The 2,416-nt window shown below is 68.8% G+C and carries 2 protein-coding genes and 1 pseudogene; all 3 read right to left on the bottom strand.

The annotated features are described in order from the left end of the window. On the bottom strand, window positions 1-1,035 hold a 1,035-nt coding region (locus ACKOED_RS08235), incomplete at its 3' end, for a DUF4815 domain-containing protein (protein ID WP_408916110.1). A gap of 8 nt (window positions 1,036-1,043) precedes the next feature. Beyond that, a complete protein-coding gene (locus ACKOED_RS08230; RefSeq protein WP_408916109.1) occupies window positions 1,044-2,165 on the bottom strand; it encodes a phage tail protein in 1,122 nt (373 codons plus the stop codon). Between the two features lie 4 nt (window positions 2,166-2,169). Further along, window positions 2,170-2,416, bottom strand: a pseudogene (locus ACKOED_RS08225) (baseplate assembly protein); the annotation flags it as partial.

Here is a 2,416-nt window from a genome sequence, read left to right as displayed (position 1 = left end):
GGCGGGCTCGGCGCCGGCCGGGGCCCATGACACGGTGTCATTCACCAGATTGTAGCTGGTCCCGGCCGCATAGGTGATGCCGCCCTGTTTGACCTCGATGATCGCGGTCACGGAAGGATCGGGCAGCGCGTCGGCGCTGTTGGTCGTGCCCTTGATGATGGTCCGGGTCACCTCTTTCGTGACGATGGCCGAGGTCAGCGCGGCAATGGGCGGATAGAGCACGGTGATGACGGCGGTGCCGGTGCCGCCATCCGCGAAGGTCGAAGGCTCGGCGGCGATGGTCTCGGTGTCCCATGCCTCGGCCTCCTCGTGAATGATCGCGGCGTCCCGGCTGCGCTTGAAGCCGTAGATATTGGCGACGCCCTCTTCGATGGAGAAGCGCTGCTTCGTCCCGGTCTTGCCCAGCGCCGTCACCCGGCAGCCCTCGACGATATAGCTGCCATGGGCGTCGCGGTCATAGGTTGCGAGCGCCGCCGTCACGCCGGAAAGCTGCGGCGGCGGGGTCTGGTCGACGACCGCGCCGTCCCTGATGAGATAGACGGAGAACAGGTTGCCGGTCTGGCCGTCGCCCGAGCGGCCCCAGGCGATGGTTTCGGTCTCGCGGCCGGCGCCCGGCTCGCCCTCGGCCTCGGAGCCGGGATGGAGGCCCAGGAGATCGGGGTCCTGGACCTCGGTCACCACGGCGCGGGTCAGGCGCACGCCGACTGAAACGGTTCCGGTCATCGGAACGCTGTTCAGGGTGGCCGCCACGACCGAGCGGACATCGCCCTGCACATAGATGGTGCCAGAACCCAGCACCACGGTGCCGGTCAGCGGATCGACGAGGATTTCCGCGCCGGTCACCCGGTCGCCGTCCTTGGCGACGAGATCGCCGACCCGGCGGTTGCGGGCCTCCGCGATGCTCTGCGCCTCCATGTGCTCGGCGGCCTGCGTCAGCTTTTCCTCGCGGAACAGGACGCGCGCCACATTGGGCTTGTCCGGCGTCCGGTCGTAAACGCCCGCGAGACCGGACGAGTGATGGAAGGGTGCGGGCATGGTCTCTCCTAGACGACGCGCAGCACGGCGCGGCAGCGCTCGCGCACCGTGCGCCCGAACTGAATGGTCCCGGTTCTTTCGGCCGCGACGGTGCCGCCGGTCAGCTCCGAGGGTTCGGCCCACAGCAGCCCGGGCCGCGCCGGATCGGCCAGCGTGGCTCCAAGCCGGACCTGCCATCTGGCGGCGGTCTGCCCGTAGCCGTCGCCGAAATCCGTCTGGGCCTCGACATAAAGCGCCGAGGCTCCGGCAGCGCCCGGGGACAGCGGATCAAGCTTCGAGGCGCTTACCTCATAGGGCGATGCGGCGCCGCCGCTCGTCACGCGCCGCCAGACCCTTGCCCGGCGATGCCCGATCACCGCGCCAGCGGCGGTCAGGAAGGTGATCCAGGCGCTCATCGCCGCGAGATTGCCGATGATCGCATCGCGGCGGATCTGGATGCCCACATCCGACCACGGCGCGGCGGGCCATGGCGTCGCCGACCACGTCGAAACAGTGGGAGGCGGCACGCTGGCCACCCAGACGCCCAGCGCGGTGAGCGGCGCCTGCGTCAGGGTGTGGTCGAGCTCATGGACCCGCCCGAAGCTCCACTTGGCCCCGCCCGGCCGGATGCGCGCCCCGGAGTGGGTTGCGTACATGGCGCTGGAATGCCGCTTCCACGCATATTCCATGGCCCGCACGTCATGGGTCCGGAAGCCGCGCCAGAACTGCGAGCGCAAGGGGACTGAAAGCTGCGTCACTCCCTCGATCCGGTCGAGGTCCGGCTCCTCATTGTCGCGGACCCGGCCCAGCTGCAGCTGGAACAGGTGCCAGCGGGTCCGGCGTATTTCAGCTTCCTCTATCGCCCCGGTATAGCCAAGCCAGCCGAGCCCCCTCGAGATCGCCGCCGGTGTCCCTCTGACCCGCTGCCACCGGATGCCGTCATCGATCAGCTTGTAGAGGTTCGGCACATAGGGCGACAGCTCGCCCAGGCCATATTCGTGGATCAGGAACGGCAGCCAGGACGGCGGCGTTCCGATGTATTTGATGCCGCGCGAGATGGTGACCGGCGTGTCGAGCCGCACCGCCGGATCGGCGGCGCGCGAAAACGCCTTCTCGAACGGCGTGGCATGCCATGGCAGAAGGTCCGGCATGCGCTCAGAAGTTCCGTCCGGCGACCGTCAGCGTGACCGTCCCGACCGAGATCGCCTCGCTGGGCAGGGCGATCACATCGGCGGCGGGAACCGTGATGGCGGCCTTGTAGATGCCGGCGCGCATCAGACGCGAGGTGAGCCAGGACAGCGTCATGTCGAACCCCAAGCGCCGTTCGGCGAGCCAGTCGGCCCTGAGCGCCGCCGCGATATCGGCCAGAATGCTTTCGCTGGTATTGGGCAGCAGGGTGAGC

The sequence above is a fragment of the Aestuariivirga sp. genome, assembly GCF_046093005.1.
In the GTDB taxonomy this organism is placed as follows: Bacteria; Pseudomonadota; Alphaproteobacteria; order Rhizobiales; family Aestuariivirgaceae; genus Aestuariivirga.
This window is presented reverse-complemented; position numbering and strand designations above follow the sequence as displayed.

Bases quoted from the DNA above. Each gene is read 5' to 3' on its own strand.
- ACKOED_RS08230 (WP_408916109.1), bottom strand. From the start codon at position 2,165: ATGCCGGACCTTCTGCCATGGCATGCCACGCCGTTCGAGAAGGCGTTT.